Source organism: Streptomyces sp. NBC_01003, assembly GCF_045162695.1.
Classification (GTDB): domain Bacteria; phylum Actinomycetota; class Actinomycetes; order Streptomycetales; family Streptomycetaceae; genus Streptomyces.
Map to the genome: position 1 here is coordinate 6975613 of NZ_CP108707.1, position 21422 is coordinate 6997034.

Annotated in this window: 23 protein-coding genes; 5 read left to right on the forward strand and 18 right to left on the reverse strand. The window is 71.7% G+C overall.

All coding sequences use genetic code 11. The features are described 5' to 3' along the window. Window positions 1-13 precede the first annotated feature (13 nt). From OG698_RS31775 to OG698_RS31840, 14 genes are all read right to left on the reverse strand, one after another. Window positions 14-1039: an MCE family protein gene (locus OG698_RS31775; RefSeq protein ID WP_406111406.1), complete on the reverse strand. Its 1026-nt coding sequence runs from the start codon at window positions 1037-1039 to the stop codon at window positions 14-16. A 236-nt stretch (window positions 1040-1275) separates the two neighbouring features. Next, window positions 1276-2313, reverse strand: a complete 1038-nt coding sequence (locus OG698_RS31780; protein WP_326776029.1) for an MlaD family protein — start codon at window positions 2311-2313, stop codon at window positions 1276-1278. Further along, a complete protein-coding gene (locus tag OG698_RS31785) occupies window positions 2310-3554 on the reverse strand; it encodes an MCE family protein (protein WP_406107096.1) in 1245 nt (414 codons plus the stop codon). Before OG698_RS31785 ends, OG698_RS31780 begins: the two co-directional genes overlap by 4 nt. A 5-nt stretch (window positions 3555-3559) precedes the next feature. Next, the gene (locus tag OG698_RS31790) at window positions 3560-4363 is read right to left on the reverse strand and encodes an MlaE family ABC transporter permease (RefSeq protein ID WP_406107097.1); all 804 of its coding nucleotides are present in this window, start codon (window positions 4361-4363) and stop codon (window positions 3560-3562) included. Window positions 4364-4366: 3 nt separating this feature from the next. Further along, window positions 4367-5137, reverse strand: coding sequence for an MlaE family ABC transporter permease (locus tag OG698_RS31795; protein WP_406107099.1), 771 nt, complete (start codon window positions 5135-5137; stop codon window positions 4367-4369). Further along, entirely contained in the window at window positions 5134-6078 is a 945-nt protein-coding gene (locus OG698_RS31800) for an ABC transporter ATP-binding protein (RefSeq protein WP_406107101.1), read from the reverse strand. The genes OG698_RS31795 and OG698_RS31800 overlap by 4 nt, the downstream gene beginning before the upstream one ends. A 115-nt stretch (window positions 6079-6193) precedes the next feature. After that, a complete protein-coding gene (locus OG698_RS31805) occupies window positions 6194-7219 on the reverse strand; it encodes an RNA polymerase sigma factor (RefSeq protein ID WP_406107102.1) in 1026 nt (341 codons plus the stop codon). A 238-nt stretch (window positions 7220-7457) separates the two neighbouring features. Next, complete coding sequence (locus tag OG698_RS31810) at window positions 7458-7733, reverse strand: DUF1876 domain-containing protein (protein WP_326776035.1); 276 nt, start codon at window positions 7731-7733, stop codon at window positions 7458-7460. Between the two features lie 87 nt (window positions 7734-7820). Continuing rightward, window positions 7821-8675 carry a glycosyltransferase family 2 protein gene (locus OG698_RS31815; protein ID WP_406111408.1) on the reverse strand — a complete coding sequence of 285 codons (855 nt, stop codon included), beginning with the start codon at window positions 8673-8675 and terminating at the stop codon, window positions 7821-7823. A gap of 131 nt (window positions 8676-8806) precedes the next feature. Then, window positions 8807-9397 (reverse strand): GrpB family protein, encoded by a 591-nt coding sequence (locus OG698_RS31820; protein ID WP_406107103.1) that lies wholly within the window; start codon window positions 9395-9397, stop codon window positions 8807-8809. Next, window positions 9397-9954 carry an MOSC domain-containing protein gene (locus OG698_RS31825; RefSeq protein ID WP_406107105.1) on the reverse strand — a complete coding sequence of 186 codons (558 nt, stop codon included), beginning with the start codon at window positions 9952-9954 and terminating at the stop codon, window positions 9397-9399. The genes OG698_RS31820 and OG698_RS31825 overlap by 1 nt, the downstream gene beginning before the upstream one ends. Before the next feature lie 154 nt (window positions 9955-10108). Further along, on the reverse strand, window positions 10109-10624 hold the full coding sequence (locus OG698_RS31830) for an AAA family ATPase (RefSeq protein WP_399980339.1): 516 nt from the start codon (window positions 10622-10624) through the stop codon (window positions 10109-10111). Beyond that, a complete protein-coding gene (locus OG698_RS31835; RefSeq protein WP_100592035.1) occupies window positions 10621-10986 on the reverse strand; it encodes a MazG-like family protein in 366 nt (121 codons plus the stop codon). Before OG698_RS31835 ends, OG698_RS31830 begins: the two co-directional genes overlap by 4 nt. Window positions 10987-11009: 23 nt before the next feature. Then, the gene (locus tag OG698_RS31840; RefSeq protein WP_406107107.1) at window positions 11010-11570 is read right to left on the reverse strand and encodes a DoxX family protein; all 561 of its coding nucleotides are present in this window, start codon (window positions 11568-11570) and stop codon (window positions 11010-11012) included. A gap of 214 nt (window positions 11571-11784) precedes the next feature. On the opposite strand from OG698_RS31840, the gene OG698_RS31845 reads away from it, so the two are divergent. Further along, on the forward strand, window positions 11785-12108 hold the full coding sequence (locus tag OG698_RS31845) for a nuclear transport factor 2 family protein (protein ID WP_399980334.1): 324 nt from the start codon (window positions 11785-11787) through the stop codon (window positions 12106-12108). Between the two features lie 8 nt (window positions 12109-12116). Here OG698_RS31845 and OG698_RS31850 read toward each other — a convergent pair whose 3' ends face one another. The 3 genes from OG698_RS31850 to OG698_RS31860 all read right to left on the reverse strand — a co-directional run bounded on the left by OG698_RS31850 (window position 12117) and on the right by OG698_RS31860 (window position 14462). After that, the gene (locus tag OG698_RS31850; protein ID WP_406107109.1) at window positions 12117-12995 is read right to left on the reverse strand and encodes a PhzF family phenazine biosynthesis protein; all 879 of its coding nucleotides are present in this window, start codon (window positions 12993-12995) and stop codon (window positions 12117-12119) included. 120 nt (window positions 12996-13115) lie between these two features. Next, window positions 13116-13577, reverse strand: coding sequence for a lamin tail domain-containing protein (locus OG698_RS31855; RefSeq protein ID WP_406111409.1), 462 nt, complete (start codon window positions 13575-13577; stop codon window positions 13116-13118). 105 nt (window positions 13578-13682) lie between these two features. Further along, a complete protein-coding gene (locus tag OG698_RS31860; RefSeq protein ID WP_406107111.1) occupies window positions 13683-14462 on the reverse strand; it encodes an SDR family oxidoreductase in 780 nt (259 codons plus the stop codon). Between the two features lie 134 nt (window positions 14463-14596). Between OG698_RS31860 and OG698_RS31865 the strand changes: the two genes are divergently transcribed. Continuing rightward, on the forward strand, window positions 14597-16246 hold the full coding sequence (locus OG698_RS31865; RefSeq protein ID WP_406107112.1) for an alkaline phosphatase D family protein: 1650 nt from the start codon (window positions 14597-14599) through the stop codon (window positions 16244-16246). 148 nt (window positions 16247-16394) lie between these two features. On the opposite strand, the gene OG698_RS31870 is transcribed toward OG698_RS31865, so the two are convergent. Further along, entirely contained in the window at window positions 16395-17393 is a 999-nt protein-coding gene (locus OG698_RS31870) for a Gfo/Idh/MocA family protein (protein ID WP_406107113.1), read from the reverse strand. A gap of 124 nt (window positions 17394-17517) precedes the next feature. Between OG698_RS31870 and OG698_RS31875 the strand changes: the two genes are divergently transcribed. Genes OG698_RS31875 through OG698_RS31885 form a run of 3 tightly spaced genes read left to right on the forward strand, consistent with a single transcriptional unit; the run spans window position 17518 to window position 21003 of the window. Next, window positions 17518-18831 carry a multidrug effflux MFS transporter gene (locus OG698_RS31875; RefSeq protein WP_406111411.1) on the forward strand — a complete coding sequence of 438 codons (1314 nt, stop codon included), beginning with the start codon at window positions 17518-17520 and terminating at the stop codon, window positions 18829-18831. Then, window positions 18765-19955: a serine hydrolase domain-containing protein gene (locus OG698_RS31880; RefSeq protein ID WP_406107115.1), complete on the forward strand. Its 1191-nt coding sequence runs from the start codon at window positions 18765-18767 to the stop codon at window positions 19953-19955. Before OG698_RS31875 ends, OG698_RS31880 begins: the two co-directional genes overlap by 67 nt. A 31-nt stretch (window positions 19956-19986) precedes the next feature. Further along, a complete protein-coding gene (locus OG698_RS31885) occupies window positions 19987-21003 on the forward strand; it encodes a small ribosomal subunit Rsm22 family protein (protein ID WP_406107117.1) in 1017 nt (338 codons plus the stop codon). Window positions 21004-21422: the final 419 nt, after the last annotated feature.

Sequence of the window (21422 nt, forward strand, 5' to 3'; positions counted from 1 at the left end):
CCCTTCAGGTTCTTCACTGCGTGCCTCCCGTCCGCGGCGCCACCGGGGCGGCGACCAGGTTCTGGACGTAGCTGTCGAACCAGCGGCCGTTGCCGAGGGTGTTGCTGAAGACCCGCACATAGGGCGCGAGCAGCTTGACGCTCCGGTCGAGGCTCGCCTGATTGCGTTCGAGCATCCGCACCACACGGTTCAGGCCCTTGAGCGCGGGCCCGATCTCCTTGTCGTTGTCGTCGACGAGGCCGGAGAGCTCGATGCCGAGCGCGACGGAGCTCTTCAGCAGCTTGTGGATCGCCTTGCGCCGCTTGCTGATCTCCTGGAACAGCTTGTCGCCGTCCTTGACCAGCGCGGAGAAGTCCTCGGAGCGCTCGGCCAGCACGCCCGTGACGCCGTTCGCGTGGTCGAGGAGTTCGCCCAGCGCCTGGTCGCGTGAGGCGACCGTCCGGGAGATCCTCGACAGGCCCTTGATGGACGCCCGTACCTCGGCGGGCGAGTCCTGGAAGGTGGTGGAGAGGGTGTCGAGGGCCGTGGCAAGCCGGTCGGTGTCGACCTTCTCCGTCGTGGTCGTGAGATCGCTGAACGCCTGCACGACGTCGTAGGCCGAAACCGTCCGCTTCAGCGGTATCTCGCTGCCGGGCGGCAGCTGCCCAGGTCCCTTGGGGGTCAGCGCGAGATACTTCGCGCCGAGGATGGTCTTGACGCGGATGGCGGCGCCGGTCCCGGTCCCGAACCCGGGATCGCCCTTGATCTTGAAGGTGACCTTGACGTGGCCACCGTCCAGGTCGACGTCCTCGACCTTGCCGACCTTGACGCCGGCGATGCGCACCTCGTCGCCGGGCTTGAGGCCGCCCGCCTCCGAGAAGGCCGCGCTGTACGTCTCGCCGTCGCCGATCAGCGGCAGGCTGTCGGCGTTGAACGCGGCCAAGGCCAGCAGTGCGAGGACGGTGAGGCCGACGGCTCCGATCACCACGGGGTTCCGCTCGCGGAACGGGATGAGGTGCGGACGACGGATCCGTATGCGGGGCAGCCTGGGCGGTTCGATGCGGACCTTGACCAGGGGTTCCGGGCGGCGGGGGCGGGGTGCCCGGCGTGGCAGGAGCCGTATTTTGGGGAGCTTGGGCGGTTCGATGCGGACCTTGACCAGGGGTTCCGGGCGGCGGGGGCGGGGTGCCCGGCGTGGCAGGAGCCGTATCTTCGGGAGCCTGGGCGGGTCGATGCGGACCTTGATCAGCGGCTCAGGGCGTGGCCTGCGGGCCCTGCGCGGAAGGAAGTGCCTCGTCATGCGCCGCACCTCGCCCTCGCCACGTGCAGCTCAGGGGTGAGCACCTGCTTCGTCTTCGGCAGCACGATCCGGCCGTCGAAGTCGCAGAGGTAGAAGTTGAACCACGAGCCGTAGGAGGCCGTCCCCGTCAGTGCGTTGAGCTTGTTCGGCAGCCGCTTCAGGACGCCCTCCACGGTGTTCTCGTTCTTGTTCAGCGTTCCGGTGAGATCGGTCAGCTGGGCGATGTCGTCCTTCAGGGGCGGACGGGCGTCCTTGAGCAGCCCTGAGGTGGCGTCGGTCAGGCCGCCGATGTTCACCAGCGACTGCCCGATGGGTTTGCGGTCGGCCGACAGACCGGAGACCAGCCGCCGCAGCTGCTTGAGGAGCCCGGAGAACCGGGCGCCGCGCTTGTCCAGCGTCTCGAGGACGGTGTTGAGGTTGTCGATCACCGAGCCGATCAGCTTGTCGCGGCCGGCCAGGGTCGTGGTGAGCGAAGCGGTGTGCACGAGCAGGCTGTTGACGGTGCCGCCCTCGCCCTGGAGTGTCCGGATGATCTCGGTGGCGAGCTGGTTGACGTCGTCGGGACTGAGCGCGGCGAACAGGGGCTTGAAGCCGTTCAGCAGCGCGTTGAGGTCCAGGGCGGGCTGGGTGCGCGACAGCGGGATCGTGGCCCCTGGCTTCAGCCCGGTACCGTCGCCCGCGCCCTCGGTCAGGGCGACGTAACGCTGGCCGACGAGGTTCCGGTAGCGGACGACCGCGCCGGTGCTGTGCAGCAGCGGACGGTCCGCGCCGACGGTGAAGGTGACCTCCGCAAGGGTCCGGTCCTTGATCCGGATGCCCTCGACCTCGCCGACCCGCACGCCGGCCACCCGGATGTCGTCGCCCTTCTCCAGTCCGGTGACGTCGCTGAACACCGCGCGATACGTGTGCTCGGGGGTGAAGGAGATGTTGACGATGGTGGCGGCGAGCAGCGCGGTCGCCAGGATCGTCACTACCGCGAAGAGGCTGAACTTGATCAGCGGGGCAGCGGCCTGCCGGGCTCCTGACGTCCTCATACGACGCTCACCGCCGTCCCGCGCGCCATCGGCCCGAACAACAGGGTCGCGACCGGCGGCACCCGGTCGGCGGGCACACCCATGACGGGCGCGACGAGCGAACCGACGGCGCGCTGCTCGGCCCGGGTGGCGGAGACGCCGGCCGGACCGGACGAACTCCCCTTCGCGGAACCGTCGTTGAGGTGGACCCCGGGCGCGGGCACCGTCGGATGCGGCAGGTCACGGCAGTTGGGCCCCGACCGGTCGCCGTAGCGGGGATACTCACCGGGTTGGTACGCCCCCTGCTGGCGCACGACTTCGAGGGTGATGTGCATCTTTCCGCCCTGGAAGGCCTGTTCGGAGGCTTTCTCCTCGCGGACCAGGCCCGCGAGGAGGCAGGGGTACTCGGGCGCGTAGCGGGCGAAGAGGCCGAGTGTGGGGCGGGAGACCCGGCCCAGGGTGATCAGCCGGTCGCCGTTCGCGTGGAGGAAGTCGTCCGCGGTGCCCGCGGCGGTGGCCGTCGTGGAGAGTGCGGCCGCGAGCCGGTCCCGCTGCTCGACGATGGTGCGGCTGGTGGTCACGGTGTTGCGCAGGATCTCCATCAGGTCGGGCGCCGCGTCGCCGTACACCTCGGCGACGTCGGCAAGGCGTGCGAAGTCCTCGGTGAGGGACGGCAGATGAGGATTGAGGCGGTGCAGATAGTCCTCCACGCGCGTGAGGTTGTCGCCGATCCGGTCGCCGCGCCCTTCGAGGGCGGTGGCGAACGCGGACAGCGTGGCGTTGAGCCGGCCGGGCCGCACGGTCCGCAGCAGCGGCAGCAGGTCGTTCATCAGCTGCTGGAGCTCGATGCCGACGCGGGTGCGGTCCTGCGTGATGACGTCCCCGGCGCGGATGGGCCGGGCCGACGAGTGCGCAGAGCGCGCGGGCGGGACCAGGTCGACGTACTTCTCGCCGAACAGCGTCTTGGGCAGCAGACGCGCGTGCACGTCGGAGGGGATGGACGCGACGTACTCCGGCATGAGCGCGATGTCGAGCGTCGCCTTCGACCCGTCGGCGCGCACCGCGCGCACCTCGCCGACCAGCAGCCCGCGCAGCTTGACGTCGGCGCGCGGATCTAGCTGGTTGCCGAGGTTGTCGGCCTCCAGCGTGATCCGCACGACCGACGTGAACACCTGCTGGTATACGGCGACGGACAAGGACAGCAGCAGCGCGAGCACAGCGAGGAACACGACGCCGTACAACCGCAGTCTCAGCACTCTCATACGACTCACCCCGCAATCCGTACGGTCGTGTTGGCGCCCCAGATCGCGAGCGACAGGAAGAAGTCCAGGACGTTGATCGCGACGATCGAGGTGCGTACCGCGCGGCCCACGGCGACGCCGACGCCCGCCGGGCCGCCGCTCGCGTAATAGCCGTAGAAGCAGTGCACGAGGATGATCAGGACGGCGAAGACGAGCACCTTCCCGAAGGACCACAGCACGTCGACCGGCGGCAGGTACTGCTGGAAATAGTGGTCGTACGTGCCCGCCGACTGCCCGTAGTAGCCGGTGGTGATGGTGCGGGCGGCGAAGTACGAGGACAGCAGCCCGACCACGTACAGCGGGATCACCGCGACGAAACCGGCGATCATCCGGGTGGTCACCAGGAACGGCAGCGAGGGGACGCCCATGACTTCGAGGGCGTCGGTCTCCTCGCTGATCCGCATCGCGCCGAGTTGAGCGGTGAACCCGGCGCCGACCGTCGCGGAGAGCGCGAGCCCGGCCACCAGGGGAGCGATCTCCCGGGTGTTGAAGTACGCCGAGAGGAACGCCACGAAGTTGGAGGTGCCGAGCTGGTTCAGGGCGGCGTACCCCTGCAGGCCCACCTCCGTGCCGGTGAAGAACGACAGGAAGGCGATGACACCGACCGTGCCGCCCACGACGGCGAGGGCACCGCGGCCGAAGCTCACCTCGGCGAGCAGCCGCAGGATCTCCTTCTTGTAGCGGCGAACCGTGCGGCCCGTCCACGCCAACGAGCGCCCGTAGAAGGAGAGTTGGCCGCCAAGTTCCTCCAGGGCTTTCAGTAGCGCCATGCCTCAGCCCCTCTGCGGAACGATTTGGAAGTACACGGCGGTCATCACGAAGTTGGTCACGAACAGCAACATGAAGGTGATCACTACCGACTGGTTCACCGCGTCGCCCACGCCCTTCGGTCCGCCCTTCGCCGTAAGTCCCTTGTACGAGGCGACGATCGCGGCGATCGCGCCGAACACGAGCGCCTTGATCTCCGCCGCCCACAGGTCGGAGAGCTGGGCGAGCGTGGTGAAGGAGGCGAGATAGGCGCCCGGAGTGCCGTTCTGCAGGACGACGTTGAAGAAGTAGCCGCCCGCGACGCCGACCACCGACACCAGGCCGTTGAGCAGCACCGCCACCACCATCGAGGCCAGGACCCGCGGGACGACAAGGCGGTGGATGGGGTCGATGCCGAGGACCTGCATCGCGTCGATCTCCTCGCGGATCTTCCGCGCCCCGAGATCCGCGCAGATCGCCGTGCCGCCGGCGCCCGCGATCAGCAGCGCGGTGACGATCGGCGAGGCCTCCCGCAGCACCGCGAGGACCGAGGCGGCCCCGGAGAAGGACTGGGCGCCGAGCTGCCGGGTCAGGCTGCCGATCTGCAGCGCGATGACCGCGCCGAACGGGATGGACACGAGGGCCGTCGGCAGGATCGTGACGCTCGCGACGAACCAGGCCTGCTGGATGAACTCCCGCGCCTGGAACGGCCGTCGGGGCACGGCCCGGACCACGTCCAGGGCCATCGCGAAGAGGTTTCCTGAGTGCCTGAGCGCCCCGGTCGGTGACAGGCTCATGCGTCCGCCGCCTCCTTGCGGTGCAGCTCGGCCTCGCGCCGCGCGATCGCCTCCCAGCGGGGCGGGCGGACGATGCCGGGGCCCGGCAGCAGGCGCGGCGTCATGTCGTTGCCGGCGTGACGGGCCTTGCGGTCCACGTCACCGAGCCGCGCCAGCTCCTGCTCGACCTGCGCGGCGTCCTTCTCCTCGGCCATCCCGATGGGGCCCTGCATCCGGCCGTTCAGGAACTGCCGTACGACCGGTTCGTCACTCGTCAGGAGCTTCTCCCGCGGCCCGAACACGACCAGTTCGCGGCGGAACAACAGGCCGATGTTGTCCGGCACTTGACGGGCCGAGGCGATGTCGTGCGTGACGATCAGGAAGGTCGCGTCGATCTGTGCGTTGAGGTCGACGATGAGTTGGTTGAGATACGCGACGCGCACCGGGTCGAGGCCCGAGTCCGGCTCGTCGAAGAGGATGATCTCCGGATCGAGGACCAGTGCCCGCGCGAGACCGGCCCGTTTGCGCATCCCGCCGGAGATCTCACCGGGCAGCTTCCCCTCCGAACCGATCAGCCCGACCAGGTCCATCTTCTCCAGCACGATGCGCCGGATCTGGCTCTCGGACTTACGGGTGTGCTCGCGCAGCGGGAAGGCGATGTTGTCGTACAGACTCATCGAGCCGAACAGCGCGCCGTCCTGGAACAGCACGCCGAAGAGCTTCCGCACCTCGTACAGCTCGTGCTCGCGCAGCTTGGTGATGTCCCGGCCCGCGATCTTCACGGAGCCCCGGTCCGGCTTCAGCAGTCCGACGAGCGTCTTGAGGAACACCGACTTGCCCGTGCCCGAGGGGCCGAGCATGACCGAGACCTCCCCGGCGGGCAGCGTCAGCGAGACGTCCTGCCAGACGACCTGGTGACCGAAGGACTTGGTCAGCCCTTCCACACAGATCTCGACACCCATCCGGTCCACCCTTCGCTCCGTGGAGCAGCTCCGACAACTGCTCTACGGGGAGGGGCGCGGCGTCCGTCGCGGTGGCGGCGGATTTTTTTCGAGGGTGCTGCGTCAGTGCGGGGTTCTACGGCAGAGCGGTTCGGGTCGGTACCTCGACGGGAGACTTCGGTACGGCCGGAAGCGTCGTCGGGACCGTGGACGCGGCCGGCGTATCGGGGAGCCCGGAAACACGCGGCAGTTCGGACACACCGGGAACGGCGGGGACGTCGGGGACGGGCGGTACCGGTGACAGCGAGGCGTCCGGCAACGACGGCACGGAGAGCGGCAGCAGCGACCGGTTGTGATCGCCGGGCGACTGACTCGGCCTCGTTGTGTGGAACGGCGACGCGGCCGACAGATCACGGGGCTTCGGCGTGACCGCCCGGCCGACGCCGTCCGGCCGCACGGCCTCCCTGACCGCCCGCTCCGTTCGGGACACGGAAGGCCGGGAAGCCGCGCCCCGCCCGTCCCCGCCATGGACGTACGGCAGTACACACCCCGCCACCACCAGGGTCGCGGCCGTCGAGGTCACCGCCACGGCCTGCGCGTGCCCGCCCGCGCGCAGCTTGCCACGGCCCCACAGGAACAGGGCGAGGCCCAGCGTTCCGGCCAGCGAGTTCCGCAGCGTGCGCCGGGCCCTGGCGAGCAGCGACTCCACGGTGCGATAGCTCAGCCCCATGCGTACGGCGACCTGGCCGACGTCGAGGTCCTCGGACTTCAGCCGGAGCGCCTCGGCCTGGCGCGCGGGCAGCTCCTCGCTGCGCACGGCCAGCCATCTGGCCTCGGCCCGGTCGCACACCGCCTCCTCGACGGGCACCGGACCCGGCGCGGTGAGCGTGGGGCTGCGGTGCACCTCGGCCTCACGGTTGACCTGGCGGTACCGGTCGACGCACAACCGCATGGTCACGGTCGTCAGCCAAGCTCCGAGGCGCTCGTCGTCCAGGTCGGGGCGCTCCGCGGCGCGCAGCATCGCCTCGTGCACCGCGTCCTCGGCGTCCTCCGGGCTCATCGACCTGCGCCGGGCCACCTTGAGCAGGTGCTCGCGGTGGCTCCACATGCGCTGCCAACGGTCGTCGGCCCCTCGCATCTCCGCGGGCATGTCCGTCGCCATGAGGGCCCCTTCGCGCTCATCCGCCGGTCTCGTGCCGTCCGGCGGGTGGCGACATTACCGCCCAGTATCCGCGCTTGTGGAGGGGGAGGAGCCCATCGAGTCCACACCGTTGCTGGTCAGTGGACCACCGCTTGCCGGTAAGCGGACCATCGACGGAGCGGCGGACAGGACCGCGCCTCGCCGTCACCGCGCCGAATCGCCCGGTGACGGGGAGGCGCCCACCGGAAAACCGGGACCCTCACCGCAATGTGTGCGACGTCCGGCCCGACGCCTCGTCGATCTCGTCGTGCGCCTTCGTCAGCATCTTCATCGCCAGCTCGTTGAGTGCCCTCGCTCCCGCAACCTCCTCGCCGACCCGCGGCTGGTTCACGTCAGAGGGGTGGCGGCTCGCGTAGCCATGGGCCCGTACCTCGCTCCCGTCGGGGAGCCGGACGAGCGCGGCGGCGCGCGTGCGGTGTGTGTCTTCCTCGAATTCCAGCTCGACATGCCATCCGACAGCGGTCTGTGCCGACATGGTGATCACCTCCGGGACTGCTAATTCCAGGGTGCGCCTGTCGGGTTCCCGACGCACCACGTCCCGCCCCGCCGCTTGCGAACCGGCTCAGATCACCGGCGGCCGCCCCAGACGCGTCATGCGCCACGCGGTGCGCCAGCGCATCGGCCGCCGGCCCCCGCACGGCGTGCGCACGCCCTCCACGAAGCCGCCCGCCCATGCGCGCAGACCGCCGGCGGACCGGGTGCGGGCGAGCGTGAGGAGGGTCCAGGTGCCGAGGTAGAGCGGGATCAGGGGGAGCGGGAGCCGGCGGCGGGCCAGCCAGACGCGGTTGCGGGCCGTCATGCGGTGGTAGACGGCGTGCCGGGCGGGCGAGGTCTTGGGGTGCTGGAGCAGGAGCGACGGCTCGTAGACGACCTTCCAGCCGGCGTCCAGGGCCCGCCAGGCCAGGTCGGTCTCCTCGTGCGTGAAGAAGAAGTCGGCGGGCCAGTCGCCGGTCTCGGCGAGCATCCGCATCGAGAACGCGTGGCCGCCGCCGAGGAACGCCGTCACCTCACCGCCCCGCATCGGGTCCTTCGCGCGCAGCCGCGGCACGTGGCGGCGCTGCGTCTCGCCGTGCTCGTCGGCGATGCGGAAGCCGACGATGCCGAGCCGCGGGTCGCCGGCGTACAGGTCGCGGACCGTACGGAAGACCTCCGCGTCGACGAGGAGCCCGTCGTCGTCGAGCTCGACCGCCACGTCCACGTCGCCGAAGCCGCGCAGCCGCGCCAGGGCGACGTTGCGGCCGCCGGGGCAGCCGAGGTTGTCGTCGAGTTCGACGGTCGTGACGGTGAAGGGCAGGCCGGAGCCGGTGAAGTCGGGCAGCGGCGAGCCGTTGCCGACGAGGACGACCCGCGTCGGCGGCACGTCCTGCTTCGCCACCGCGGCCAGGAGGGCGTCGACCTCCCTGGGCCTGTTGCCCATCGTCACGATCGCGACGCCCAGACGCGGCGGTTGCTCCACGGCCGACTCCCCATTCCTCGGACATCCCGGTGCGGTGCCCGCGATCGTATCCGTTCATCGGGAAGTCACCCGGCAGCCAGGGGGAGTTGGGATCAGGCGCCGGGTTCCGCCGTCCACCCCGTCCCGGCCGCCCAGGTCTCCGCGACCGCCACCACCAGGTCGACCACCGGGTCCTTCACGTCGGCGTAGGTGCCGGTGTCGGAGACCCGGGAGGCGAGGGCGTACTTGAAGTGGGCGTAGGCCGGGACCGCCTCCGGGTGGGTGCGGAACCAGTCGCGGAAGAGCAGGGCCAGGCGTTCGTTGGGGGAGCCCGCGAGGCGTACGTGCAGGTTGACCGGCTCGGCGGCCGTGCCGCGGCGGGACCAGAAGCGCTTGGCCCAGCGGGACGGTACGTCGTCCAGGCCCGCCGGTACGTGGTCCCGGCGATAGGGGGAGAGCCGGAAGCCGAGGTCCGCGAGGGGGCCCGCGAACGCGGCCTCCGCGTCGTCCAGGTCGGCGACGCTCACCTGGAGGTCGTAGACCGGCTTCGCCGCCATCCCCGGGATCGACGTGCTGCCGATGTGTTCCGCCCGCAGAGCCACCGGGCCGAGCGCGGCGCCGAGCTCGGCACACAGCGCGCGGCCCCGCTCCGGCCAGGCCGCGTCGTACGGGACGACGAGGGGGATCTCCGGCTCGGGCATCATCAGACGGCTTCCAGCGCGACGTGCGGCTCGGCCGGCAGGACCACGCGGATCGCGTCGCCGGGGCGCACCATGCCGCCGGTCCGCACCACGCTCATGATCCCGCCCTTGCGGACGATCGCCCCGTCCTCGTCGCGCCCGACGACCTGCTTGAGCAGCCCGTCCTGGAAGTGGTCGATCTGCAGGCACGGGTTGCGCAGGCCCGTGACCTCGACGACCGCGCCGCCCTCGCCCAGCTGCAGGAGCGTGCCGGCGGGCAGCGCGAGCAGGTCGATGCCGGTTGTCGTGACGTTCTCCCCGAGGTCGCCCGGAGCGACGTCGTGGCCCTGCTCGGCGACCTCGGCGAACAGCTCCTCGTGCATGAGGTGGACCTGCCGCAGGTTCGGCTGCGTCGGGTCCTTCGCGACGCGCGAGCGGTGCTTGACCGTGACGCCCGCGTGCACGTCGCCGTCCACGCCGAGCCCGGCGAGCAGCGTGATGCTATCCCGGTTCGGCTTCGTGAAGGAGTACGTCTCGTTGCTGCTCACCGCGATGACCGTGCCGCCGTCGAACCTGCCCATGCCAGGGCCCCCGTTTCCGCGCCGGTGATCGGTGCCCCGGCTGCCTGCTCCGCGATCCCGGCCGTCCGGACCGAGATCCACGCCGAGCCTAGGGCCTGCGCCGATCGATCGAGGCCACTGTGCGCGACCTGATCCGCCGGACAGGCCCTGGGCTTCAGCCGCGGCCCACCCGCTCGGCGATCTGCGCCGCCACATCGCTCGGCGCCCGCTCCGTCGTGTCGACGACCGTCGCCGCGCGCGACAGCCAGGGCAGCGCGTCGTGGTACGGCGCGATGTGCCGCAGGCGCCACGGGCGGATCCTCTCGGTGTCGCCGTTGATGCGCCGTGTCAGGGTGTCCGCGTCGGTGTGCAGGACGAAGTGTCGGACCGGGATCCCCGTCTCGGCGAGCCCGTCGCGGATCTGTGTCCAGTAGTCCTCGACGAGCACGGTCTGCGGGATCACCAGCGTCCCGCCGACGAAGCCGAGGACGTCCCGCGCGGTCGCCACGGTCAGGCTCCGCCAGGGCTCCCACTCCTGGAAGTTGTCGCACGGTACGTCGCCGATGACGTCCCGCAGCAGGTAGCCGACGTTCTCCGAGTCGAAGATCCGCGCGTCCGGCAGGAGCTTCACGAGCTCGTTCGACGTGGTGGTCTTGCCGGCGCCGAAGGTGCCGTTCAGCCAGACGATCACGAGGTGAGCGACCTCTCCGCCACCCGGCGCAGATGCGCCGCGAGCACCTCCGGGGCGTCCGGGGTCAGTGTGCGCAGGGCGACCAGGGCCGTCACCACCACGTCGCAGAGCTCCGACTCGACGTCCTGCCAGGAGTGGCTCTCGCCCTTGCGCGGGTTCTGCCCCGTCGCGCCGATGACCGCCTGGGCGACCTCGCCGACCTCCTCCGACAGCTTCAGCACCCGCAGGAGCAGGGCCTCGTCCGCGGTGCGGCGGTTGTGCGAGTCGAGCCAGGCGTGCAGCCCGTCGACGGTCTCCCACACGCTGTCGTACGTGGGCGGGGCGGGGTCGTGCCGGGCGCTGGGCCGCGTGGTGTCGGGCATACCCGCAGCCTGCCACGGACGGGCTACTCGTCGGTGCTGTCCATGGAATCCTCCTGCGGACCCGCCGCGCCCACCCGCTTGCTGCGCGACGCCACGACCGCGAGCGCCGCGGCGGCACTGCCCACGAGGGCGGCCGGGACCATCCAGTGCCGGTCCAGGGCGTGGCCGAGCGCATGGTCGAGGGAGTAGCGGCCCGCGCCGGTCACCGCGAGTCCGGCCGCGACGAAGCCGAGGAAGGCCGGGTACTCGTAGCCGCCGCCCTGGGCGAAGAAGCCGTTGGGCGCGTGCACCGCGACCGCGCCGGCCATCGTGCCCGCGGCGGCGGCCCCGCCGACAGGCGTGGCGAGGCCGAGGGCGAGCAGGACGCCGCCGCCCGCCTCGCCGACACCGGCGGCCAGGGCGCTCGCCTTCGGCGGGGCGAAGCCCATGGCCTCCATCCCGGCGGTTGTGGCGCGCAGGCCACCGCCGCCGAACCAGCCGAGCAGTTTCTGCGCTCCGTGCGCGGCGAGCACACCGCCCGTGCCCACGCGCAGCACGAGCAGTCCCAGGTCTTTGCGGTCCACACAAGGCTTGTGACAGGTCATGGTCCTACGGTGCTTGTGACAGGTCATGCTCCTACGGTCCGGCAGGCCGGGCCCCCGCACCCGGTGCGGGGGCCCGTTCGGGTGGCGTGTCCCGGGCCGCGGTGTGAGTCTGGGCCGGGGGCCCGGGCCCCGTGCGGCCGGGGTCCCGAACCGGCGACGAACGACCGGAAGGTCCGGCACCGTCGCGCCGGAAGGAGAGGCAGGAGACGGCGTCATGGCCATCCAGACAACGAAGCTCAGCGACCCGGCCGTCCGGGCCTTCGTCACCGCGGTGAACTCCCACGACCGGGAGGCATTCCGCGCCGCCCTCGCGCCCGGCGCGACGATGTCCGACGACGGGTCCGACCGGGACATCGACGAGTGGACCGGCCGCGAGATCTTCGACTCCAACGGGCACATGGAGATCGAGAAGGAGTCCTCGGGCGGCCTCGCCCTCACGGCCCTCTACCGCAACGACGCCTGGGGCGAGATGCGGACGAAGTGGCAGTTCGTCGTGGCGGGCGGCAAGGTGACCCGCTTCGAGACCGGCCAGGCGTAACTCCCCGGTCAGCCGGTGATCCGTACCGCCGCGCCGCTCACCCGGACTCGCGGGTCGCCCTCGCGCAGTGTCACCGTCAGCTCGCCCGGGCGGCCCATGTCCTCGCCCTGGTGGACGGTGAGGACCGCCTCGGAGGGGACGAGTCCGAGTGCGCGCGCGTACGCGCCGAACGCGGCCGCGGCTGCGCCCGTCGCCGGGTCCTCCACGACACCGCCGACCGGGAACGGGTCGCGGGCGTGGAAGACGAACTCCGAGGCGCGCCACACCAGTTGGACCGTGGTGAGATCGAGGCGGTGCATCAGGGCCTCGAGGCGCGCGAAGTCGTAGGAGAGGTCCGCGAGCCGCGCGCGTGTCGCGGCCGCGAGGACGAGGTGGCGGTTGCCCGCGTACGCGATGCGCGGCGGGAACGCCGGGTCGAGGTCGGCGGCGGGCCAGCCCAGCGCGGCGAGCGCCTCGGCCAGGTCGTCCGGCGCCACGTCGGTGATGTGCGGCTCGACGCTGGTGAGCGTCGCGCGCGGGGTGCCGTCGGCGCCCTGAATGACCGTCACCGGCACCTCGCCGGCCTGCGTGGCGAAGAAGTAGTCGCCGGGCCCGTGGAGCTCGCCGAGCGCCACGCCCGTCGCCACGGTGGCGTGCCCGCAGAACGAGACTTCGGCCTTGGGGCTGAAGTAGCGCACTGTGTACGAGCGCTGCGCGCCGCCGGGCGCCGGCGTGCTTTCGGGCGCCGGTGTCAGGAACGCCGTCTCGCTGTAACCGAGCCGCGCCGCGATCGCGAGCATCTGCTCGTCGTCGAGCGCACGTGCGTCGAGCACGACCCCGGCGGGGTTGCCGCCCTCGGGGTCCGTGGTGAAGGCGGTGTATCGCAGCACGTCGGCGTTGGTGTTCATGACAGGGGAGCGTAGCGCGGGCAGCCGCGGCGCGGCCCGGGTTCTCCTGCGGTCCCGTCGACAGGTCCCCCCTGCCTCCGGGCCGCGGAACGGCTGCCCGCCTTCCCCCTCGGAAATGGCTCAGTGGCAGCTGATCCCGCCGGGCCCGTCGCCCCACGAGCAGGAGTCGAGCTGGGAGCCGTTCGGCTTGATGAGGCGGGCCTTGTCGCCGGTGTTGTTCCAGACGTACGAGCCCCGGCCCCAGTAGCGCACGCCGGAGGCGTTGGTGCCCTTGCCGGTGCGGACCTTGACGGTCTTGCCGGCGCCGATGTTGTAGCTGCCGAAGGTGTACGTGTAGCCGGTGTTGTCCTTCAGCTTGTAGCCCTTGAGCTGGATCGCGGAGCGGGTGTTGTTGTGGATGTTCACCCACTCCGCGTTCAGCGAGGAGTTCGACCGGGTGTCGCTGCCGGGGCTGTCGTACTGGATGTAGCCCAGGTGCAGACCGCCCTGGTGAGCGGCCGCGGAGGCCGGGGACGCGGCGAGCAGGGAGACCGACAGGACGCCGGCTGCCAGGGCGGCGGAGGCCGTGGAACGTATGCGCAAAGTGTGCTCCGAATGTGAAGTTCCCATGGAGAGATGTTGAGCATACGGGCCGCGCTGCCCTGAATTAGGCCGGTAGGTCCCATTCCGCTTGTGGAGATTAATCTCTCAACCGCGCCCGATGTACGGCATGTTGGTCGCCAGGACCGTCGCGAACTGCACGTTCGCCTCCAGGGGCAGCTCGGCCATGTGCCGCACCGTGCGCGCCACGTCCGCGACATCCATCACCGGCTCCGGCGCCAGCGTTCCGTTCGCCTGGAGGGTCCCGGTCTGCATGCGCTCCGTCATGTCCGTCGCCGCGTTGCCGATGTCGATCTGGCCGCACGCGATCCGGTACGGACGCCCGTCCAGGGACAGCGACTTCGTCAGCCCGGTCAGCGCGTGCTTCGTCGTCGTGTACGCGGTCGAGCGCGGCCGCGGCGTGTGCGCCGAGATGGAGCCGTTGTTGATGATCCGGCCGCCCTGCGGGTCCTGCTCCTTCATCTGCCGGAACGCCGCCTGCGCGCACAGGAACGCGCCGTTGAGGTTCGTGTCGACGACATGGCGCCAGGCGTCGTACTCCAGGTCCTCGACCGGGACCGCGGGCCCGAACGTGCCCGCGTTGTTGAAGAGCAGGTCGAGGCGGCCGAACCGGTCGCGTACGGCGGCGAAGAGCGCGGCCACGTCGTCGGGGCTCGAGACGTCGGTCCGTACGGAGAGCGACCTGGCCGCGGCCTCGGGGGCGAGGGCCGCCGTCGCGTCCAGGGTCTCGGTGCGGCGGCCCGCGAGCGCCACCTGCCAGCCCGCGCGGAGCAGTTCGACGGCGACGGCCCGGCCGATGCCGGAGCCCGAGCCGGTCACCACGGCGGTCGGTTCGTGCGGTTCCGGGGCGTTGTTCTGAGCGTTCATGGCCCCGGAGCGTACGGTAGGAGGGGTCATGCGGAGATCACTCATCCGCCATGTGGCGGCCGTGCGCATGACAGGTCACGGTCGTCCCTCGGCACTCCAATTTCCTCTGACAACAAACGTCAGGGGAGGGTCACATGACAGCCGAAGGACGCCATCCGAGCCAGCACTCGGCCGAACTGCGTGCCGCGGCAGGCCACTTGGGCCGCCGCCGCTTTCTCACCGTCACGGGCGCCGCCGCAGCGCTCGCCTTCGCCACGAACCTGCCGGCCGCGGGCACCGCGAGCGCCGCCGAGTTCGACGCGCGGAAGATCACCGCCGACCCGTTCACGCTCGGTGTGGCGTCCGGCGACCCGTTGCCCGGCTCCGTCCTGCTGTGGACCCGCCTGGCCCCGTCCCCGTACGAGGCGGACAGCGGGCTGCCCGCCCAGCGCATTGCCGTCGAGTGGGAGCTCGCGCACGACGAGCGCTTCAGGCGCGTCGTCAGACGCGGTACGGCCACCGCGCACCCCGAGTTCAACCACTCCGTCCACGTCGAGGTCGAACACCTCGCGCCGGGCAGCGTGTACTACTACCGCTTCCGCACCGGCAAGTGGGTCAGCGGCACCGGCCGGACGCGCACGGCGCCCTCCGCCCACGCCCGCACCTCGGCCCTCACCCTCGCCGCGGTCTCCTGCCAGGCCTACCACGACGGCTACTTCACGGCCTACAAGCACCTCGCCGACGACGCCTCCGTGGACGTCGTCTTCCACCTCGGCGACTACCTCTACGAGTACGCCGTGAACTCCGCCGGCGGCGCCCGCGCCTACACGGGCGGCGACGTACTGCCCGCCCACTTCAACCGCGAGACCGTGACGCTGGAGGACTACCGGCTGCGGTACGCGCTCTACAAGTCCGACCCGGACCTGCGGGCCGCGCACGCCGCGCACCCCTTCGTCGTCACCTGGGACGACCACGAGACCGAGAACAACTACGCGGACGACATCGACGAACAGGACGGCCCGCCCGCCGAGTTCCTGCTCCGTCGCGCCTCCGCGTACCGCGCCTACTGGGAGAACCAGCCCCTGCGCCGCCCGCAGCTCCCGCAGGGCCCCGACGCCCAGATGTACCGGCGCCTGATCTGGGGCAAGCTGGCCCAGTTCGACATCCTCGACACCCGCCAGTACCGCTCCAACCAGGCGTACGGCGATGGGTCCCACGTCCCCGGTCCCGAGTCGGACGACCCGGCGCGCACCATCACCGGCGCCACACAGGAGCGGTGGCTCATCGACGGCTGGCGCCGCTCGAACGCCCTGTGGAACGTCGTCCCGCAGCAGGTCACCTTCTCGCAGCGCAAGCTCGACCTGAACGCGGCCGCCAAGGTGTCCATGGACGCGTGGGACGGCTACCGCGCCTCGCGCCGGCGGATCCTCGCCGGGGCCAGGGCGGCCCGGGTCGACAACCTGATGGTGCTCACCGGCGACGTGCACGTCGGCTACGCCTTCGACATCAAGGACAACTTCGACGACCCGTCGTCGAAGACCCTCGGCACGGAGATCGTCGCCACGTCCGTCAGCAGCGGCAAGGACGGCGCGGACAAGCCGGCGAACTGGGGCACGTACACCCAGGCCAACCCGCACCTGAAGTTCTACAACGGACGCCGCGGCTACGTAACGGTCGCCCTCGGCGAACACGAGGCCCGAGCCGACTTCAAGACGGTCCCGGCGGTGACCGTCCCGGGGGCCGGGATCAGCACGGCGGCGTCGTTCGTGACCGAGGTGGGCGACCAGGGTCTGCGCCCGGCGTAAGGCGGGCGGCTCCCCTCTGCCGGCCGCGGGCCGTCGCGGGCTGGTCGCGCAGTTCCCCGCGCCCCTGGAAGGGGCGCGGGGAACTGCGCACGGACGGACCACCGGGCCGCACCCGGCGACGAGGCCGCAGAGGGCGGACGGGACTCCGTCACCGTTCCCCGGGGTACCGCACGCCGACCCGCTCCCTGACGGAGTCCAGCGTGCGCATCACCGCCAAGGAACCCGCAAGCGGCACGAGCGGCGACTCCGTATCCCCGGCCCGCAGCCGGTGCATCACCTCACCCGCCTCATGCCGGAGGCTGTCGCGAGGTCCGTCCCCCGCCTCCGCCGTGAACTCCTGCGGCTCCCGCCCGTCGCGGTGCAGCACGAACCGGTCCGGGTAGAAGAAGCCGTGCGGAATGTCGATACGGCCCTGGGAGCCGGTAATCGACGCGGTGACCGGAGTACCCGCGTCGATCGAGCAGTTGAGCAGCGCGTGAGCACCGCTCTCCCACGAGAGCAGCATCCCCGTACGGAGATCAACGCCCTCGTCCGAGAGCACCGCTCTCGCAGTGACCTCCGACGGCTCACCGAGGATCAGGTGAGCGAAGGACACCGGGTACACGCCGAGATCGAGCAGCGCGCCCCCGCCCTGCGCCGGATCGCGCAGCCGGTGCGCGGGAGGGAAGGGCCCAGCCAGCCCGAAGTCGGCCTGCACCGTCCGGACTTCACCGACCGCACCGTCGTCGACCAGCGCCTTCAGCTTCCTGATCAGCGGATGGCAGTACATCCACATGGCCTCCATCAGGAAGAGGCCGCGGCTGCGGGCGAGCGTCACCAGCTCCTCCGCCTCGCGCGAGTTCAGCGTGAACGCCTTCTCGCACAGGACCGCCCGTCCCGCCTCCAGGCACAGCCCGGCGGCCGCGCGGTGCGCCGAGTGCGGGGTCGCGACGTACACGACATCCACGTCCTCGTCCTCGGCGAGCGAGGACCAGTCCCCGTACGCCCGCGGGATCCCGAACCGCTCGGCGAACGCCTTCGCCGAGGCGTCGGAGCGGGACGCCACGGCGACGACCTCCGCGTCCGGCATGTCGAGAAGGTTCGCCGTGAAGGACGCGGCGATGCCCCCGGTCGCCAGGACGCCCCACCGCACACGCTCACGTTCCACCACTGAAGGCCCCCTGCCAGGTTCCGGCCGCTGCCCTTGCCGGCACGTCACGAAATGTGGTCTCAACCAATGCACCTGAGCTGAGAGCATAGGTAATCGAATGAACGACCGGGAGGGGAACCGCATGCCGGACCAGGGCCGCCAGCACGCGTCCGTGCGCGAAGCGGAGCGCATACCCGAGGCACCACCCGTCGCGGGGCCTACGCTCACAGCCCGCCGCCGCACCGGTTTCCTGGTCACCCTCGTACTCGGCGGACTCACCGCCGTACCGCCGCTGTCCATGGACATGTACCTCCCGGCGCTCCCGGAGGTCACCGGCGCGCTGCACACCTCGGCCGCCACCGCCCAGCTCACCCTCACCGCCTGCCTCACCGGCATGGCGCTCGGGCAGCTCGCGGTCGGCCCGATGAGCGACAAGTGGGGCCGCAGGCGGCCCCTCCTCATCGGCCTCCTTCTCTACATCGCCGCCACCGCGATCTGCGCCCTCGCCCCCACGGCCCCGCTCCTCATCGGCTTCCGCCTGGTGCAGGGCCTCGCCGGGGCCGCCGGCATCGTGATCGCCCGGGCGGTCGTGCGCGACCTGTACGACGGCGTCGAGATGGCGCGCTTCTTCTCCACCCTCATGCTGATCTCCGGCGTCGCCCCGATCGCCGCGCCCCTCATCGGCGGCCAGGTCCTGCGGATCACGGACTGGCGCGGCATCTTCGTCGTCCTCACCGCCGTCGGCATCGCGCTGACCGCCCTCGTCTGGAAGGGCCTGCCCGAGACGCTCGCCCCCGAACGGCGGCACAGCGGGGGCACGGCCGAGGCGCTGCGCACCATGCGCGGCCTCCTCGCCGACCGGGTCTTCACCGGCTACATGATCGCGGGCGGCTTCGCCTTCGCCGCCCTCTTCGCCTACATCAGCGCATCGCCGTTCGTGGTCCAGGAGATCTACGGCGCCTCGCCCCAGACCTTCAGCCTCCTGTTCGGCATCAACTCCGTCGGCCTGATCGCCGTGGGCCAGATCAACGGCAAACTCCTCGTCGGCCGCGTCAGCCTCGACAAGGCGCTCGCCGTCGGCCTCTGCGTCATCGTGCTCGCCTCCGCCGCGCTCCTGCTCATGGCGACCGGCGTCTTCGGCGACGTGGGACTCGTACCGATCGCGGCGGGACTGTTCGTCCTCATGTCCGCGATGGGCCTCGCCATGCCCAACACCAACGCCCTCGCCCTGATGCGCACCCCGCACGCCGCGGGCTCCGCCTCCGCGCTCCTCGGCACCTCCTCCTTCCTGGTCGGCGCCATCGCCTCACCGCTCGTGGGCATCGCGGGCGAGGGCACCGCCGTCCCGATGGCCGTCGTCCAGCTGGCCTGCGCCCTGGCGGCCGTCGCATGCTTCTTGGGACTGTGCCGCCCCTGGCAGCACGGGACCGGGCCGACGCGGGAGGCGGAGCACTGAGTACCCCAAGACTGCGCCCCGGCACCCCCGAACGCGCCGGGCTCGACCCCGACGGGCTGCGCCGCCTCGTCCAGGACGTGCGCGAACTGCCCCGCGGGGCGCGTCCCTGGTGCGCGGGCGCCGTCGTCCTCGCGGGCCGCGGCCCGGTCGTCGCCGCGCACGAGGCGGCGGGCTGGGCGTCGCGGTACCTCGCCTACGACGAGACGGCCGACCGGGGCGTCGAGCTCCCGCCCGCGTCGCGCGTCCCCATGCGCCCCGACACGGCCTTCGACCTCGCCTCCCTCACCAAGCTCTTCACCACCGTCGCCGCCGTGCAGCAGCTGGAGCGCGGCACCCTCGGCATCGACGCGCGGGTGGGCGCCTACGTCCCCGAGTTCACCGCCGCCGCCGAGCACGACGTCACGATCCGCCAGCTCCTCACCCACACCTCGGGCCTGCGCCCCGAACTCCCGCTCTACGACTGCCCGGACGACGCGGCGCGCCTGACGGCCCTGCGCACCGAGGCCCCGTCGTCCCCGCCCGGCGCCTACCTCTACTCCGACCTCAACATGCTGCTGCTCCAGCAGGTCCTGGAGCGCATCGCGCAGCGCCCCCTCGACGTTCTCGTGCGCGACGGCATCACCCGGCCCCTCGGTATGACGGCGACGGGCTTCGGCCCGCACCTCGGGGCCGCCGCCACCGAGGACCAGCGCCGCCCCTGGGCCAAGGCCGACCGGGGCCTCCTGCGCGGCATCGTCCACGACGAGAACGCCTGGGCGCTGGGCGGCGTCGCCGGTCACGCGGGCCTCTTCTCCACGGCGTACGACCTCGCGGTCCTGTGCCGCACGCTGCTCAACGGCGGCTCGTACGGCACCGCCCGCATCCTCGGCCCCGACTACGTCGAGCTGATGCTGACGGCGCCCGGCCTCGGCTTCCAGGTCGACCAGCCCTGGTTCATGGGCGAACTCGCGGGACGCGGCGCGGCCGGACACTGCGGCTTCACCGGTACGTCGCTCGTCCTCGACCGCGCCACGGACACGTTCCTGATCCTTCTCGCGAACACGGTCCACCCGCGCCGCAGGCCCCCGCAGAACGGGCCGCGCGCCTCGGCGGCGACGCGTCTCGCGCGGGCCGTGGGCGCGTAGGCGGCCCCCGCCGCGACCGTAGAATCACGGGGTGAACGCCCCCCTGACCCCCTACTCGCCCGCCTCCCCGGCCGACACCCTGCGCGCGGCCCTCGCGGGGCTGCTCGACGGGCTGCCGCCCACGCAGGCGGCGCGCGCCGTCGAACGGCTGATCGCGAGCTACCGGGGGAGCACCCCGACGGACGCGCCGATCCTGCGGGACCGCGCCGACGTCGCCGCCTACGCCGCGTACCGGATGCCGGCCACCTTCGAGGCGGTCCGCTCGGCGCTCGGCGCGCTCGCCGACGCGGCGCCCGAGGGCTGGGCGCCCGGGAGCCAGGTCGACGTGGGCGGCGGGACGGGCGCCGCGGTCTGGGCCGTCGCCGACACCTGGGCCGGTGAGCGCCCGGTCACCGTCCTCGACTGGGCCGAGCCCGCGCTCGCCCTCGGACGTGAACTGGCCGGTTCCTGCGACCGGTTGACGTCCGCGCGGTGGCAGCGCTCCCGTATCGGAGCGGCGCTCACCATCGAGAGCACCGATCTCGTGACGGTCTCGTACGTCCTCAAGGAACTGACCGCGGACGACCGCCGCTCCGTGGTCGACGCCGCGGCCGCCGCCGCGAGCCCCGACGGGGCCGTGGTCGTCGTCGAGCCCGGCACCCCCGACGGCTACGAGCGGATCATCGAGGCGCGCCGGCGCTTGATCGACGCCGGATTCCACGTCGCCGCGCCCTGCCCCCACAGCGCGGCCTGCCCCATCGAGCCCGGCAGCGACTGGTGCCACTTCTCGGCCCGGGTCAGCCGGTCGTCGCTGCACCGCCAGGTCAAGGGCGGATCGCTCGCGTACGAGGACGAGAAGTTCAGCTATGTGGCCGCGACCCGTTTCGCCCCCGAGCGCCCCGCGGCCCGGATCACCCGCCGCCCCCAGATCCGCAAGGGCCAGGTACTCCTGGACCTGTGCGAGGCGGAGGGCGCGCTGGGCCGCGAAACGGTGACGAAGCGGCACGGGCCGCTGTACCGGGCGGCCCGCGACGCCGACTGGGGCGACGCCTGGCCTCCGGCCCCGTAGGGGTGCCGCTTGGTGTTCGGGGTGGGCGGCGGGTGGTCGTGGGCTGTTCGCGCAGTGTCCCGCGCCCCTGACGCGCCCACGCTCCCCAGGGGCGCGGGGAACTGCGCGGGCAACCACAGACACCCCGCACCCGGCAGACAAGATCAGGCCCGAGCTCCTGGCTGCGAAGCTCCGACCTGCAGCACTTGACGCTGCCGGCCCCGGCGCGCGCCGTCACGACCCCTCGCGCGCCGTCACGACCCCCGTTATGTTTTCCGCGGTCCTGCAAGAGGGCCGCTGGCCTCCGGGCCCGGCATGGCTGTTCCCCCCTGTCGAGGGCATGACCTGGGGGGTGGTGCTACCGGGCCCGAGAGGCGCCGTTGGAGACGCTGATGAGAGGTCCGACTACCGCCCCGCCGAGCGCAATGCCCGGCACCTGG